Here is a 14,692-nt window from a genome sequence, read left to right as displayed (position 1 = left end):
GATGGCCAAGCCGCTTGCCGGTCTGGTGGTGCTGGACCTGACCCATGTTCTGGCCGGGCCGTTCTGTTCGACGCAACTGGTCGATCTGGGCGCAAGGGTCATCAAGATCGAGCGCCCCGGTCTTGGCGACGACACCCGCGCCTTTCCGCCCTTCCTTGACGGTGAAAGCGCCTATTTCGCCGCGCTCAATCACGGCAAATCCTCGATCGCGCTGAACCTGAAGGCGGCCGATGATCGCGAGATCTTCGAGCGGCTTCTGCAGCGGGCCGATGTGGTGCTGGAAAATTATCGCCCCGGCGTGATGGAGCGGCTGGGCTATGGCTGGGACGATCTGCATGCCCGCCTGCCGCGGCTGATCTATGGCGCGGTCTCGGGGTTCGGGCATACCGGCCCCGAGGCGGGCAAGCCCGCCTATGACATGGTCGTTCAGGCCCGTGGCGGTGTCATGTCGATCACCGGCGAAACCGGCGGTCCGCCGGTGCGCGTGGGGGCCTCGATCGGGGATGTGGTCGCGGGGATGTACCTGACCCAGGGCATTCTGGCGGCGCTGATAGCGCGGGGGCAAAGCGGGCTGGGCCAGAAGGTCGATATCTCGATGCTGGATGCGCAACTGGCCATTCAGGAACATGCCATCGCCATCACCGGCGCAACCGGCGTGCCGCCCGGTCCCACGGGGGCGCGTCACCCCACGATCACACCGTTCGCGACCTATCGGGCGCGCGACGGCTTTGTGGTGATCGCGGCGGGCAATGATGCGATCTTCGCGCGGCTTTGCGCGGCACTGGGGTTGGATCATCTGCCCGACGATCCCGACTATGCCACCAACACCGCCCGCTGCCAGCGTCCCGACCTTCTGAAACGGCTGATCGAAACCATCACGCTGACCCGCGATGTCGATCACTGGATCGCGGTCCTTGAACATGCGGGCGTTCCGACCGGGCGGGTGCAGAACATGGCGCAGGTGCTGCGCGATCCACAGATCCTGTCGCGCAACATGGTGGTGACCCTGCAGACCGACGGGGATCGCCCCGCCTTTGTCGCGGCCGGGAACCCCATCAAGATGAGCGACCTGCCCGATGGGACCACGCGCCCGCCCGCCCCGCGCCTGGACCAGGACCGCCAGCAGATTCTGGACTGGCTGGATACCGACGCGACCGGTCGCTGATTGCGAAATCGGGATTGCCGCCGGTCCATCGCCAAGACTAGTCTGCGCCCGACACAGACGGAGGGGACCATGACCGACAATCTCGATTTCGACACGCTGGCGATTCACGCAGGCGCAGAACCCGACCCGGCGACCGGCGCAAGGCAGACGCCGATCTATCAGACCACATCCTATCAGTTCCGCGATGCCGATCACGCGGCGCGTTTGTTCAACCTGCAAGAGGTGGGCTATATCTATTCGCGCCTGACGAACCCGACGGTTGCCGCGCTGCAGACGCGCGTTGCCGCACTGGAAGGTGGCGCGGGCGCGGTCTGCTGTTCATCGGGTCACGCGGCGCAGATCCTTGCGCTGTTCCCGCTGATGGGGCCGGGCAAGAATATCGTCGCCTCGACCCGGCTTTACGGCGGGACCGTCACGCAATTCAGCCAGACGATCAAGCGGTTCGGCTGGTCGGCGAATTTCGTCGATCTGGACGATCTGGACGCGCTGCGCGCCTCGATCGACGAAAACACCCGCGCGATCTTCTGCGAATCGATCAGCAATCCGGGCGGTTATGTCACCGACATTCCCGCCGTCGCCAAGATCGCGGACGAAGCGGGCATCCCGCTGATCGTCGACAACACGCTGGCCACCCCCTATCTGTGCCGCCCGATCGAGATGGGCGCGACACTGGTCGTGCACAGCCTGACCAAGTTCATGACCGGCAACGGCACCGTCACCGGCGGCGTCGTGGTCGACAGCGGCAAGTTCGACTGGTCGGCCAGCGACAAGTTCCCCAGCCTGTCCGCCCCTGAACCCGCCTATCACGGCCTGAAATTCCACGAGACTTTCGGTGCGCTGGCCTTTACCTTCCACGGCATCGCCATCGGCCTGCGCGATCTGGGCATGACGATGAACCCGCAGGGCGCGCATTACACCCTGATGGGGATCGAGACACTGGGCCTGCGTATGCCGCGCCATGTGGAAAACGCGCAGAAGGTCGCGGAATGGCTGGAACGGGATCCGCGCGTCGATGCGGTGACCTATGCCGGCCTGGCCTCGTCGCCGTGGAACGACACCGCCAAGCGGCTGTATCCGAAGGGCGCCGGGTCGCTGTTCACCTTTTCGATCAAGGGCGGATATGACGCGGCGGTCAAGCTGGTCGATGCGCTGAAACTGTTCAGCCATGTCGCAAATCTGGGCGATGCCCGGTCGCTGGTGATCCATTCGGCCTCGACCACCCATCGGCAGCTGACCGAAGAACAGCAGCGCGCCGCGGGTGCGGGACCTGAAATCCTGCGCCTGTCCATCGGGATCGAGAATGCCGACGACCTGATCGCGGATCTGGATCAGGCGCTGAGCACGGCCACGGCCTGATTGCCGGGACGGCGCGTCACGCCTGTTGTGATGCGCCGTCCTCACCGCCCTCTGGGTCGGATTGGGCGGCGGACCATGCGCCCGCCGCTTCGACCGCGACCGGCGATGCGGTCGGCAGGACGCTGATATAGCTTTCCGTGTCCTCGACCGAAGGGATCGACCGCTGGGTCATGCGGTACAGTGCATAGGTCGCGATGCCGGCGAAGGTGCCGCCCAACACGATCCAGAATGCGAAGGGGCCGGAAAATTCCATCGCCCAGCCCGTGACCAGCGGCCCCAGAATCGCGCCCAGACCGAAGGTGAACACCAATCCACCCGAAGCCGCGGCCATATCCTCGGTCGGCAGGTAATCATTCGTATAGGCCAGAAACAGCGCGTAAAGCGGCGTCGTGACGCCACCCGCCAGAAAGGCCGCGCCCATCAGCGCCCACAGGTTGCCGCCCTGCGACCAACCCGCCGCGCAGCACAGCGCCCCCAGCAGCGACGCCCCGAAGATCAGCTTGCGCCGGTCGATCCGGTCCGACAGCCAGCCGATCGGATATTGCAGCAGTAACGCGCCCCCGAACAGCATCGCCACGAACAGCGCGATCTGGGGCGTGGTCATGCCGATCAGGGTACCAAAGACAGGGGCCATCCCCGCCTGGGTGGCATAGACGCTGCCCAGCATGAAGATCCCCACCGTACTTAGCGGAGAGCCCGAGAACAGCTGCCGCAGGCCCATCGGTCGGGCCAGTTCGGTCGCGGGCGCACGGCTGACCGACAGCAGGATCGGCGCGAAAGACACCGACACGAGGATCGAGGCAACGATGAACAGCGCCGATGTGCCCGCATCGCCAAGCGTCAGCAGCCCCTGCGCGCCGATGATGCCCAGGGTCTGCGCGATCATGTAGGCGGACAGGACCTTGCCGCGCGTTTCGTTGGTGGCCGCGTCGTTCAGCCAGCTTTCGGCGGTGACATAGATGCCCGACATGCAGAACCCGACCAGCAGCCGCAGCAACGTCCAGGCCCAGGGCTCGGTCAGCAGGGGCATGGCGATCAGACCGGCGGACATGAAGCTACCAAGCGCGGCGAAGACCCGGACATGGCCCACGCGCCGGATCATGCGCGGTGCGATCTGCGCCCCCGACAGAAAGCCCATGAAATAGCCCGAGGTGACAACCGCAAGCTCGGTCGCGCTGAACCCTTCCAGGCCGCCGCGCAAACCAACCAGCGTCGATTGCATCCCGTTGCCCAGCATGATCAGCACGATCCCGGTCAAAAGGGCCCAGACACCAGACAACACCTGAATCATGCCACGCCTCTATCGGTTGGGTTCCGCCAAAGGCATGACATGGCAATGGCGGGCGAAAGGTTCCGGCAACGCCTTTCTGCGGATGATTTGCGACATCCGCCCGTCAGGGGCGATGCCCGGTCTTGCCGGGCACCGCAGGGTGACTAGTTGCCGTCGGGAACGACAGGTTCGCCGGGCGCGACCGCGCCGGTATCGGTGCCATGCGGCGGCGGCATGTCACCCGCCGGTTCGGTTTTGCGGCGATGGTCGGCACAGGGCGAACTGTCGTCGATCAGGGCGAATTTCATCTGCACCTGCGCCGACATCGACAGCTGTCCGGGTTCGACCGGCGTTCCGCCTTCCTTCGCCATGTCGGCGGCCATCATCCGCATCGGCGACGGCCCATGCCCGGTATCGACATCGCCGATCTGGATCACGTGCCCCAACTGGACCCCGGCGGCCTCCGCAAGGATCTGCGCCTTGTGACGGGCGTCCTCGACTGCGGCGCGGCGGGCGTCATCCTGTGTCTGGCCGGCATCTTCACGGCGGAAATCGATGCCGTTGATCTGGTTCGCCCCGGCGGCGACGATGGTGTCCAGCACCTCGCCCAGCCGGTCGATGTCGCTGACCCGGATCGAGACCATGTTGCTGGCCTCGTATCCGATCACCTCGGGCTGGCGATTTTCGCCGTAGTCGCGCATCGGGTTCAGGTTCAGCCCAGAGGTCTGGATATTCTCGGCGGCAAGCCCGGCCGCTTTCAGGGCGTCGATCACCGCGCGCTGCTGGCCTGCATTCTGCTGCATCGCCTCGGCGGCGCTGTCGGCCTGCGTGGTCACGCCAAGGGTCACCACCGCCAGATCGGGCGCGACACGCGCCTCGCCCTGCCCGGTCACGTTCAGGGTCGATGTCGCGCAGCCGTGATGCCCCTTCGGCATGGCCTGCGCCCCTGCGCCGCTGGCCAGAACCAACCCCGTCGCGACCGCAAGCATCGAAGGTCTGAAAGGCGAAAAAACTGTCGTCATGAAAGCGTCCTTCTGATTTGACGGCAGTCTGCGTGCATTCCGTGAAAATTGCACCACACGTTCCCCCAAAAGCGTTCACAGATACGCCAGTTTCACTTTTCCAACACTAGAAATTGCGATAGTTCTAATATGAGGCCACCACATCGCGACGCAGGGACGCCGCGATGATTATTTGAGCGACGATAACACATGAATAAACACGCCGCCCCCGAATTTGCCATGAGTTTCACCCAAGAGGCCGTGCTGCTGGAACGACGCGACGGACTGGGCTGGAACATGCTGGGCCAGGTCTGTTTCGCCGCGGGAAATCTGGGTGCGTCGTTGCGCGATCTGCGCGACGAGGCCAGCACCCCCGGCGACAGTGCCGAAACGCTGCTGGTCATTCCCGATGACCAGATCCTGTATACGCGCCTGACCGTGTCGCCCGGTGCCGATCTTCGCGCGACCATCGCCCGTGCGCTGGAAGGCATGACCCCCTACCGCGCCGAGGAACTGGTCTTTGACTGGTGCCCGGATACCGATGGCAAGATCGACAGCCTGCGTGTGGCCGTTGTCGCGCAAAAGACGCTGGAAGAGGCCGAGGAATTCGCCCGCCTGCAAGGGTTCGAACCCGCCGGCTTTACCGCCCGCCCGGAAGATGAGCGCTTCGACGGCCAACCCGATTTCGGCCTGTCGCGGATGGCGCAGGATCTGGTCGTGCAGCGCCCTTTCAGCAAGCCCGACCTGCATCAGGCCGCGATCACCTCGGACCGGATCGAAATCGTCGAGACGCAGGCCGAAACCGTCACCATTTCGCGCATCACGCCCCACTACGTTGCGTCCGCCCACGGCACGATCGCGGCGCCCGTTGACGCCGCCGCCGCCCCCAGCGTGATCCGTCACGGGGATCGCCGCGCGGCGACCGACAAGATGTCCGAACGCGCCCGCGCCTTCCATGCCCGCGCCGCCGCCGCCCGCGCGACGCAGGACCAGACAGCGGAAGATGCACCCGCCGCGACCGGCGTCGTCGCGATGCTGACCCGTCTACAGGACCGGATGCCCGGAACCCTGGGCGTGATGCTGGCGGGTCTGGGTTTTCTGCTGCTGGTGACGCTGATCTTCTTCGGGGCACCCCCGGCGACCGCACCGACCGAGGATCAGCCGACGCAGATCGCCTCGGCCCCTGCTGCGCCTACCGAACAGGCACCGGTCGCGACACCTGTCCCGGCACCTGACGCGCGCGAAACGGCGGTCGAACCGCAGCCCGCCGCCACCGCCGAGATCGCGCCCGCGCCGCAGCCCCCCGTCGAAGATGCCCTGACCGCCGCGCTGGACGAGGCGCTGGCCGCTGCCGAGGCACCGGCCACAGCGGCTGCGGTTGACCCCGCACCTGTCGATCCCGCGCTGGTTGCCGCCGCAACCGCCGCGACGGGCCTGCTGAACGCGACACCTGCCGCCCCTCAGCCGCAGACGGCAGAAGAAACCCCGCCCGAGGCCGCCACGCCCGAGTCTGTGCAGAAGGCCGCAGCTACAGCGCCCGCCATCGTGCCGCTGCGTGAAGTCTCGCAAAGCCTGTCACGCTCGGCCCGCCCGCCAAAGGCGCCCGCGCCTGCCAGAACGGCCCAACCCTCGGCCCCTGATGCGCGCCCCGCCGTCCCCGCGAACCCGCAGCCCTACGCACAGCGCACGCAGCCCGAACCCGCCCGCGTCACGGGTCTGCGCCCGCCGTCGCGCCCCGCGGCACCGGCGCCCCCCGCAAGCCCCGCGGCAGAGCCCGCGTCCTCTGATCTGCGCCCCGCACGCCCGGCCCCGCAGGCCGTGCGCCCACCCTCGCGTCCGCAGGACCTGTCCTTTCTGGAAGAAGGCAGCGCCGCAGAAGAAGGCCAGCCGACCCGCCTGACACAGGCCGAACGTGCATCTCTGGAACAGCTGTTGCGCGATTTGCGCACCGCGCAGGCGGGTGATGCCGGGTTCAGCAAGGCCGAACGGGGCGCGGTGTTCCAGCTTGCGCAGGCCAGACCCCTGCACAAGCCGCTGTCGATCAGCGGTCCGTCGCGCCGGGCGGTCGAACAGGCAGTGGATCAGGCCGTCAGCAGTTCTGATCGCCCCGAAGCGCGCGAGGATGCCGCACCTGCCAGCCGCACAGATGCGGCATCGCTGGCGCAGTCGGTCAGACCCGCGCAAAAGCCCCGATCGGGCGCGGGATCTCGCAGTGCCAGCCTGTCGCGACAAGCGGTCGAAGGCGCCATCGCGTCCGCCGTTGAAAATTCATCCGCTGGTGCAGGCGCCGTCGCTTTGACGGCGCTTCGTTCATCTGCGCTGCCGCCACGGCCGAACCGCTCGCAATCGGCCCCCGCCTCGGCCCCGGCGGCACCTGCGGCACCATCAGCCGACGACCTGCGCCAGGCCGCCGAGGAACAGCGCCGGATTGAAGAACAGCGTCGCAACGATGCGGAACTGCAGGCCCAGGCCGAGGCCCGCGCCCGTGCCCGCGCCGCCGAGGACGCCCGTGCCGAGGCACAGGCGCGCGCCCAGGCCGAGGCCCGCGCCCGCGCACAGGCCGAGGCCGAGGCCCGCGCCGCCGCGTCGCGCAAACAGAACTATGCCCCGCCCGAGGCCGAAAAAGAGCCCGAAATCGCCAGCACCATCCCCGAAGGCCGCACCGCAGCCTCGGTCGCCGCGGCGGCGACGGTCAAGGACGGCATCCACATCAACCGGACCCAGATCATCGGCACCATCGGCGCCGGCAAGGCCAGCCGGGCGCTGGTGCGGCTTTCGAACGGGCGCGTTCTGACCTTGCGGTTGGGTGACAAGATTAATGGCGGCACCATCACCGCCATCGGCGACAGCCGGATCACCTATTCCAAAGGCGGTCGCAGCCAGCAGCTTTCGGTGCTGAACGGGCAGTAATGGAACAGTTCCTTCTACTGGCGACGGTCTATCTGATCACGATGGTGATCGCCGTCCCGGTGTCGGCGCGGCTGGGTCTGGGATCGGTCCTTGGCTACCTGATCTGCGGCATCCTGATCGGTCCGGTCATGCACCTGACCGGCAGCGAAATGACCGAGTTGCAGCATTTCGCCGAATTCGGCGTCGTCATGATGCTGTTCCTGATCGGGCTGGAACTTGAACCCCGCAGCCTGTGGAACATGCGTCACAAGCTGCTGGGTCTGGGTGGCGCGCAGATCGGTCTGACGATGGGGCTTATCACCGTGGTCGCGCTGGCCTTCGGGCAAAGCTGGCAGATCGCGGTTGCGCTGGGGATGATCCTGTCGCTGAGCTCGACCGCGATCGTCCTGCAGACCCTGACGGAAAAGGGGCTGATGCAGACGGCGGGCGGGCGGTCGTCCTTCGCGGTGCTGCTGACCCAGGATATCGCGGTCATTCCGATGATCGCGCTGATGCCCCTGCTGACAACGGGCGCCGGGCATGGCGGCGATGGGCATGGCGAGGAACATCTGGGACAGGCGTTCATGGCGGGTCTGCCCGGCTGGGCCGCGACGCTGACGACGCTGGCGGCGGTTCTGGTGGTGATCCTGATCGGACAATATGTGATCCGCCCGGTGTTCCGCTTTGTCGTCGCCTCGCATCTGCATGAAATGGAAACCGCGATGTCGTTGCTGATCGTGGTCGGCATCGCCTCGTTGATGATCCTTGTCGGGTTGTCGCCCGCGCTTGGCACCTTTCTGGCGGGGGTCATGCTGGCAGGTTCGGAATTTCGGCACGCCCTGGAATCGCATATCGAACCGTTCAAGGGGCTGCTGCTGGGCCTGTTCTTCATCACTGTCGGCGCGGGCATGGATTTCGGGATGCTGGCGCAGGATCCGGTGCCGATCCTGACGGCGACCGCGCTGCTGATCGCCGGAAAATGGGGCGTGCTGTGGCTGATCGCGCGGACCGGCAAGATGAAACGTCACGACCGGTCGCTGTTCACGCTGTCGCTGGCGCAGGCGGGCGAATTCGGCTTTGTGCTGGTGTCCTTTGCGGTGTCGCTGGCGATCCTGCCCGGCAACCTGGCCCGCGCGACCCTTCTGGTGATCGCGCTGTCGATGCTGGCGACGCCGCTGCTGTTCATCCTGCATGAACAATGGATGCGGCGCTTTGCCGACACGACCGGCGACAAGGGGGACCTGGCCGAGGATATCCGCGACCAGCAGCCCATCATCATCGCGGGTATCGGGCGGTTCGGGCAGGTCATCAACCGCATGGTCACCATGTCGGGGTTTCAGACCACGGTGCTGGACCACGACCTGAAGCTGATCCAGCTGATGCGCCATTTCGGCTTCAAGGGCTATTTCGGCGACCCGACCCGGCCCGAGATCCTGACCGCCGCCGGCCTGAACAATGCCCGCATCCTTGTGGCCGCGCTGGATGATCCGGCGGCCAATTTGAAGCTGATCAACTATGCCCGCGAACGTCGTCCCGACCTGCATATCATCGCGCGGGCGCGCGACCGGGTGAATGTCTATCAGCTTTATGCGGCGGGCGCGGACGACATCGTTCGCGAAACCTTTGACAGTTCGTTGCGGGCGGCGCGCTATGTTCTGGAAAACGCGGGACTTTCCGAATACGAGGCATCCGAGCTGGAAAAAATCTACTATCGGCTCGACCGTGCGTCACTGCGCGAACTGGCCGAGGTCTGGCAGCCCGGCGTGCCGCTGGATGAGAACCCGGCCTACATGCAGCGCAGCCACGAAATGAACCGCACGCTGGAATCGGCATTGATGGAGCGTTTTGCCAACAGCCTCGGCAGCGGGCATGAACCGGACGGGGACGAAGCCGAGGATGAACCCGAACACGGGCTGCGCCGCAATCGCGACCGCGCCCGCCCCGGCGGGCGGTTCTAGCCGTCCAGCCGCCGGATCTGCCAGCCGCGATCCTCCAGCAGACGCAGCACGCCACGATCCCCCGGCAGGTGCAGGGCACCGAAGCCCGCGACGATCCCCTTGCCCGCCTGGGCCGCGCGATCGGCGCCCTGTTCCAGCGGGGCGATCCAGCTTTCGTTGCGCTGATCCATCAACTGGGTCTGGGCGAATTCCATCTGCTGATCGACCGCCTCTTTCGAAAGACCCGAATTCTGGTAGGCATCGAAACGCCCGAATTCCCAGATCGTCCACACATCACCGCCGAAATACGCGTCGGTCAGCGTCACCGCGTAATCATCGGCATGGGACGCTGCCGTCAACGACGCGCGGATCATGTCCAGTTCCTGTTCCGGCGTCAGATCTGCAAACAGGGTGAATACGGTGTCCCACGGTTCCAATGCGCGGACCGGCACGCCCAGTTCCCCGGCCCGGTCGGTCAGCAGATGATCCAGACCACCGGCCATGTCGCCCGCCTGTGCCGCGTTCAACATGCAGGGCGACACGCCCAGCATCAGGGCGACATACCACGGCCGCAGCTTGGCCGTCATGACCGATGGCGTGCCACGGTCCGCCATGGCATTCGACAGGGTCTGCCATTCCTCGGCCGACAGTCGCTCGGGCAATGTCGGCCCCTCGGTCGCAACCATCAGCGTCGGATCATCGCTGAGCGCGCGCGTCAGCCGGGCTTCTTCTTCGGGGCCTGCCTCGACATACAGCGCCTGCGCGTCGGACAGGATGTCCTCAAGGCGGTCCATCATCCGCTGATGGCGCGGATCGGCAAAGTGATAGGTGCCGACCAGCGTGATCACGGCATCCCCCCTGCTGGCCTGCCACAGCAACCCGCGATGATAAGGCACATCCGCGACGGCGGCCTCGATCCGCGCGCGATTGTCCTGCGGCAAGGCCTCGATCAGATTCGTGCCCACGCATTGCCCGACCGCCGCCGTTCCGACCGCCGCACCCGCCAGGCAACCAACCAGCAGCGCCAGTATATTTCGCATGTATTTCAGACCCTTCATGTCGCTTCGCGATCCCGCCGCAAGGCTGGCACGAATGCAGGCGCAGGACCACCGAAAACTGTGCGCTTCCCTGTTGACAGCCCCTTCCCGCGACCCTAGATCAGCGTCATTGGCACTCAGGCCAAATGAGTGCCAACAAGACACTGGAACCTGAAACACGGAGTGTTCAACATGGCATTCAAACCGCTGCATGACCGCGTCCTGGTCCGCCGCGTCGAGTCCGATGAAAAGACCAAGGGCGGTCTGATCATCCCCGACAGCGCCAAGGAAAAGCCCGCGGAAGGCGAAGTCATCTCGACCGGCGAAGGCGCACGCAAGGATTCGGGCGAGCTGATCGCTCCGGCAGTCAAGGCAGGCGACCGCGTTCTGTTCGGCAAATGGTCGGGCACGGAAGTGACGGTCGACGGCGAAGAGCTGCTGATCATGAAGGAAAGCGACATCCTGGGCATCATCGGCTGATCAGCCGGTCCACGGACACGCACCCTTCCACGATAATTTCAGGAGATTCAAATGGCTGGTAAAGAAGTCAAGTTCAACACCGACGCCCGCGACCGGATGCTGAAAGGCGTCAACATCCTGGCGGATGCCGTCAAGGTGACCCTGGGCCCCAAAGGCCGCAACGTCGTCATCGACAAATCCTTCGGTGCCCCGCGCATCACCAAGGACGGTGTGTCGGTCGCCAAGGAAATCGAACTGTCCGACAAGTTCGAGAACATGGGCGCCCAGATGGTCCGCGAAGTCGCTTCGCGCACCAATGACGAGGCCGGCGACGGCACCACGACCGCGACCGTTCTGGCGCAGGCGATCGTGAAAGAGGGCATGAAGGCCGTTGCGGCCGGCATGAACCCGATGGACCTGAAGCGCGGCATCGACCTGGCGACCTCGAAAGTCGTCGAGGCGATCAAGGCTGCTGCACGTCCGGTCAACGACAGCGACGAAGTCGCGCAGGTCGGCACCATCTCGGCCAATGGCGAAGCCTCGATCGGCCGTCAGATCGCTGACGCCATGCAGAAAGTTGGCAACGAGGGTGTGATCACCGTCGAAGAAAACAAGGGCATGGAAACCGAAGTCGAAGTCGTCGAAGGCATGCAGTTCGACCGCGGCTACCTGTCGCCCTACTTCGTGACCAACCCCGACAAGATGGTCGCCGAGCTGGAAGACGCCTATATCCTGCTGCACGAAAAGAAACTGTCCTCGCTGCAGCCGATGGTTCCGCTGCTGGAATCGGTGATCCAGTCGCAAAAGCCGCTGCTGATCATCGGTGAAGACGTCGAGGGCGAAGCCCTGGCCACGCTGGTCGTCAACAAGCTGCGCGGCGGTCTGAAGATCGCAGCCGTCAAGGCACCGGGCTTCGGCGATCGCCGCAAGGCCATGCTGCAGGACATCGCGATCCTGACCGGCGGTCAGGTCATCAGCGAAGATCTGGGCATGAAGCTGGAAAACGTGACCATCGACATGCTGGGCACGGCCAAGAAAGTGTCGATCAACAAGGACAATACCACCATCGTCGACGGCAATGGTGACAAGGCCGAGATCGAAGCACGTGTCGCACAGATCCGTCAGCAGATCGAAGAAACCTCGTCGGATTACGACAAGGAAAAACTGCAGGAACGCGTGGCCAAGCTAGCCGGCGGCGTCGCAGTCATCCGCGTCGGCGGCATGAGCGAAATCGAAGTCAAAGAGCGCAAGGACCGCGTCGATGACGCGCTGAACGCAACCCGCGCGGCCGTTCAGGAAGGCGTCGTCGTCGGTGGCGGTGTGGCTCTGGTTCAGGGCGGCAAGGCTCTGGAAGGCGTCACGGGCGAGAACAGCGACCAGAATGCTGGCGTCGCGATCGTTCGCCGCGCTCTGGAAGCTCCGATGCGTCAGATCGCTGAAAACGCTGGCGTCGACGGCGCTGTCGTTGCCGGCAAGGTCCGCGAATCGACCGACAAGGCCTTTGGCTTCAACGCGCAGACCGAAGAATATGGCGACATGTTCAAATTCGGCGTCATCGACCCCGCAAAGGTCGTCCGCACCGCGCTGGAAGACGCAGCATCGGTTGCAGGCCTGCTGATCACCACCGAAGCCATGATCGCCGAAAAGCCCGAGCCGAAGGGCCAGGGCGGCGCACCCGACATGGGTGGCATGGGCGGCATGGGTGGCATGGGCGGCATGATGTAATCAGCCCCTGTCCCATGGCAGATCGCCGGGAAGGTTCGCCTTCCCGGCACATGGAAAGGCCGCCAGCGCGTAATGCGATGGCGGCCTCTTTACGTCGGCTTCATTGGTGATCAGGACTTGAAGACCTCGATCGTGGGTAGATCTGTCAGCGACACCCCGATCAGCTGCAATGCAGGCAACGACACCTGACTGCCGCCCCCCTGTTTCCCGTCCAGCGGGATCAGATCGACCCGCGCCGATTTTCCATTCGCGGGATTCACGATCCGTCCGATACCGCGCGCCTTGACCAGCGGCGTCTTGATCCAGAACCCGCCCTCGGTCGGATCGCCAAGCGAGGCGATGGTCGTGCCCAGTCGCGTTTCCGCAACCTCGGGTGCCTTCGCGGCCTCGGTCCGCTGTTCGGTCGTCGTCGTATCCAGCTGCGCGGCCGAAGCTCGGGCCACAGGCGCAGGGGCCGGCGCGCGGGTGATCGCGGTGGCGGCGGCGACCTGCTCGGCCGACAGGCTGGTCTCGACCTTGCCCGCAGGCGCCGTGGCATTCGCCGGTTTACTGGTCGTGGTGGTCGCGGCAGGCGTGCAGGCAGCCAGCCCCACCAGCCCAAGACCCAGCACCGCAACGGTTTCAATCTTCCGCATCCAAGGCTCCTTGCTGTCGTTCCTTGCGCGAAAGCCTAAACCGGGCGGCGGCGGGCCGTCCACCACCGCTTGCGTGATCGGCAGCATCTTGTGCGAACGAAAGCAGGGGCATAGATTGACGGCATGGAAAATGCAGCGCCCGCCCCCCTGATCGACCCCTTCGCCCGCCCCATCACCTATCTGCGGGTGTCGGTCACCGACCGCTGCGATTTTCGCTGTGTCTATTGCATGGCCGAACATATGCAGTTTCTGCCCAAGGCCGAGCTTCTGACACTGGAAGAACTGGATCGCCTCTGTTCCAGCTTCGTCGATCTTGGCGTCCGCAAACTGCGCATCACCGGGGGCGAACCCTTGGTTCGGCGCAACATCATGCAGTTCTTTCGCAATATGTCACGCCATCTGGGTCAGGGGCTGGATGAACTGACGCTGACCACCAATGGCAGCCAATTGGGCCGTTACGCACAGGAACTCGTCGATTGCGGCGTGCGCCGCGTCAATGTCTCACTGGATACGCTGGATGCCGACAAGTTTTCCCGCATCACCCGCTGGGGCCGGCTGGACCAGGTGCTGCAAGGCATCACGGCCGCCAAAACCGCCGGCCTGCAGATCAAGATCAATGCCGTCGCGCTGAAAGGCGTGAACGATGATGAACTGTTCACCCTGACCAAATGGTGCGCCGACGAGGGGCTGGACCTGACCTTCATCGAGGTCATGCCGATGGGCGATCTGGGCAACGAAGACCGGTTGGATCAATACTGGTCGCTTTCGGACCTGCGCGAACAACTCAGTCAGCGGTACAGCCTGATCGACCTGGCCGAACGTACGGGCGGCCCCGCCCGCTATGTGCGCCTTCAGGAAACCGGACAGAAGATCGGCTTCATCACACCGCTGACCCATAATTTCTGCGAAAGCTGCAACCGCGTGCGCGTGACCTGCACCGGCGAACTCTACATGTGCCTCGGACAGGAAGACCGCGCCGACCTGCGTTCCCCCTTACGCGCCAGCGGGGATGATCGGCTTCTGCGCGACCGCATCCGCGACGCCATCGCCCGCAAACCGAAGGGCCATGATTTCGACTATTCGCGCCAGAAGGTCGGCGGCCAGATGACCCGCCACATGAGCCATACTGGCGGCTAGCGCCCTCACATACCCGACACTCCCCGCCGCGACCGGCATCTGCTGGTCCGGATCCTGTCCCAAAACTCCTGCCCGCCAGCG

Annotated in this window: 11 protein-coding genes; 7 read left to right on the top strand and 4 right to left on the bottom strand. The window is 65.1% G+C overall.

Translation table 11 applies throughout. The annotated features are described in order from the left end of the window. The first annotated feature begins 1 nt into the window (after position 1). Both BMX67_RS10040 and BMX67_RS10035 read left to right on the top strand, forming a co-directional pair. Positions 2-1,165, top strand: a complete 1,164-nt coding sequence (locus BMX67_RS10040; RefSeq protein ID WP_090734556.1) for a CaiB/BaiF CoA transferase family protein — start codon at positions 2-4, stop codon at positions 1,163-1,165. A 69-nt stretch (positions 1,166-1,234) separates the two neighbouring features. Beyond that, positions 1,235-2,521, top strand: coding sequence for an O-acetylhomoserine aminocarboxypropyltransferase/cysteine synthase family protein (locus tag BMX67_RS10035; protein WP_090734554.1), 1,287 nt, complete (start codon positions 1,235-1,237; stop codon positions 2,519-2,521). Positions 2,522-2,537: 16 nt separating this feature from the next. On the opposite strand, the gene BMX67_RS10030 is transcribed toward BMX67_RS10035, so the two are convergent. Beyond that, positions 2,538-3,812 carry an MFS transporter gene (locus BMX67_RS10030; protein WP_090734552.1) on the bottom strand — a complete coding sequence of 425 codons (1,275 nt, stop codon included), beginning with the start codon at positions 3,810-3,812 and terminating at the stop codon, positions 2,538-2,540. Between the two features lie 143 nt (positions 3,813-3,955). Continuing rightward, entirely contained in the window at positions 3,956-4,813 is an 858-nt protein-coding gene (locus BMX67_RS10025) for an SIMPL domain-containing protein (RefSeq protein WP_090734551.1), read from the bottom strand. A 219-nt stretch (positions 4,814-5,032) separates the two neighbouring features. On the opposite strand from BMX67_RS10025, the gene BMX67_RS10020 reads away from it, so the two are divergent. Together BMX67_RS10020 and BMX67_RS10015 are read left to right on the top strand one after the other, a co-directional pair. Then, positions 5,033-7,702, top strand: coding sequence for a hypothetical protein (locus tag BMX67_RS10020; RefSeq protein WP_175479874.1), 2,670 nt, complete (start codon positions 5,033-5,035; stop codon positions 7,700-7,702). Continuing rightward, positions 7,702-9,639: a monovalent cation:proton antiporter-2 (CPA2) family protein gene (locus BMX67_RS10015; protein ID WP_090734548.1), complete on the top strand. Its 1,938-nt coding sequence runs from the start codon at positions 7,702-7,704 to the stop codon at positions 9,637-9,639. Before BMX67_RS10020 ends, BMX67_RS10015 begins: the two co-directional genes overlap by 1 nt. Here BMX67_RS10015 and BMX67_RS10010 read toward each other — a convergent pair. Further along, a complete protein-coding gene (locus BMX67_RS10010; protein WP_090734781.1) occupies positions 9,636-10,658 on the bottom strand; it encodes a TraB/GumN family protein in 1,023 nt (340 codons plus the stop codon). The two genes, BMX67_RS10015 and BMX67_RS10010, sit on opposite strands and share 4 nt — an antisense overlap. A 189-nt stretch (positions 10,659-10,847) precedes the next feature. Between BMX67_RS10010 and BMX67_RS10005 the strand changes: the two genes are divergently transcribed. Together BMX67_RS10005 and groL are read left to right on the top strand one after the other, a co-directional pair. Next, positions 10,848-11,135: a co-chaperone GroES gene (locus tag BMX67_RS10005; RefSeq protein WP_090734546.1), complete on the top strand. Its 288-nt coding sequence runs from the start codon at positions 10,848-10,850 to the stop codon at positions 11,133-11,135. A 51-nt stretch (positions 11,136-11,186) separates the two neighbouring features. Then, entirely contained in the window at positions 11,187-12,839 is a 1,653-nt protein-coding gene (gene groL, locus BMX67_RS10000) for a chaperonin GroEL (RefSeq protein WP_090734545.1), read from the top strand. A 110-nt stretch (positions 12,840-12,949) separates the two neighbouring features. On the opposite strand, the gene BMX67_RS09995 is transcribed toward groL, so the two are convergent. Continuing rightward, positions 12,950-13,474 carry a hypothetical protein gene (locus BMX67_RS09995; RefSeq protein WP_090734543.1) on the bottom strand — a complete coding sequence of 175 codons (525 nt, stop codon included), beginning with the start codon at positions 13,472-13,474 and terminating at the stop codon, positions 12,950-12,952. Positions 13,475-13,597: 123 nt separating this feature from the next. On the opposite strand from BMX67_RS09995, the gene moaA reads away from it, so the two are divergent. Next, on the top strand, positions 13,598-14,611 hold the full coding sequence (gene moaA / locus BMX67_RS09990; protein WP_090734542.1) for a GTP 3',8-cyclase MoaA: 1,014 nt from the start codon (positions 13,598-13,600) through the stop codon (positions 14,609-14,611). The last annotated feature ends 81 nt before the right edge of the window (positions 14,612-14,692 follow it).

Source organism: Paracoccus homiensis (genome assembly GCF_900111675.1).
Taxonomy (GTDB): domain Bacteria; phylum Pseudomonadota; class Alphaproteobacteria; order Rhodobacterales; family Rhodobacteraceae; genus Paracoccus; species Paracoccus homiensis.
This window is presented reverse-complemented; position numbering and strand designations above follow the sequence as displayed.

What these genes read in the sequence shown, in the direction of transcription:
- BMX67_RS10040 (WP_090734556.1), top strand. Translation starts at nt 2, where the DNA reads ATGGCCAAGCCGCTTGCCGGTCTGGTGGTGCTGGACCTGACCCATGTT.
- BMX67_RS10035 (WP_090734554.1), top strand. Translation starts at nt 1,235, where the DNA reads ATGACCGACAATCTCGATTTCGACACGCTGGCGATTCACGCAGGCGCA.
- BMX67_RS10030 (WP_090734552.1), bottom strand. Translation starts at nt 3,812, where the DNA reads ATGATTCAGGTGTTGTCTGGTGTCTGGGCCCTTTTGACCGGGATCGTG.
- BMX67_RS10025 (WP_090734551.1), bottom strand. Translation starts at nt 4,813, where the DNA reads ATGACGACAGTTTTTTCGCCTTTCAGACCTTCGATGCTTGCGGTCGCG.
- BMX67_RS10020 (WP_175479874.1), top strand. Translation starts at nt 5,033, where the DNA reads ATGAGTTTCACCCAAGAGGCCGTGCTGCTGGAACGACGCGACGGACTG.
- BMX67_RS10015 (WP_090734548.1), top strand. Translation starts at nt 7,702, where the DNA reads ATGGAACAGTTCCTTCTACTGGCGACGGTCTATCTGATCACGATGGTG.
- BMX67_RS10010 (WP_090734781.1), bottom strand. Translation starts at nt 10,658, where the DNA reads ATGCGAAATATACTGGCGCTGCTGGTTGGTTGCCTGGCGGGTGCGGCG.
- BMX67_RS10005 (WP_090734546.1), top strand. Translation starts at nt 10,848, where the DNA reads ATGGCATTCAAACCGCTGCATGACCGCGTCCTGGTCCGCCGCGTCGAG.
- groL (WP_090734545.1), top strand. Translation starts at nt 11,187, where the DNA reads ATGGCTGGTAAAGAAGTCAAGTTCAACACCGACGCCCGCGACCGGATG.
- BMX67_RS09995 (WP_090734543.1), bottom strand. Translation starts at nt 13,474, where the DNA reads ATGCGGAAGATTGAAACCGTTGCGGTGCTGGGTCTTGGGCTGGTGGGG.
- moaA (WP_090734542.1), top strand. Translation starts at nt 13,598, where the DNA reads ATGGAAAATGCAGCGCCCGCCCCCCTGATCGACCCCTTCGCCCGCCCC.